Below are 282 nucleotides of genomic sequence, written 5' to 3'. Positions count from 1 at the left end.
ATCCAGCCACCGGCGCGCTGCTGTTTGGCCCTACCGTGAGGTTAGTAGGTGTGGCCTCTGGTGCTTGGTTGGGTGTCAGAATCGTGGTGACGCTAGCACCGGGCGCAGTACCGTCATTGTTGCTGAGAGTCGGATCTAGGGTAGAGGAGTCACTCTTGGCGGTGTTCTTGACGCTGCCGGATGCAGATGCAGGTGCGATGAAGCTGACTGTGTTAATGGCAGGAGGAGCACCCGAAGGCAAGCTGGGAATCGCTGGGAAGGTGACAATCCCAGTATCTGCAT

The 282-nt window shown here is 57.8% G+C and carries 1 protein-coding gene; it reads right to left on the bottom strand.

Annotated features, from left to right (window positions below; translation table 11 throughout):
• Positions 1-282: hypothetical protein (locus tag QUA97_RS25370; RefSeq protein ID WP_333196912.1), on the bottom strand; the 282-nt coding region annotated here is incomplete at both ends.

Origin of the sequence: Microcoleus sp. CZ3-B2 (genome assembly GCF_036705055.1) — a bacterium.
GTDB lineage: Bacteria > Cyanobacteriota > Cyanobacteriia > Cyanobacteriales > Microcoleaceae > Microcoleus.
Note: the sequence above shows the minus strand (reverse complement) of the source record. Positions and strands in the feature narration are given on the sequence as shown.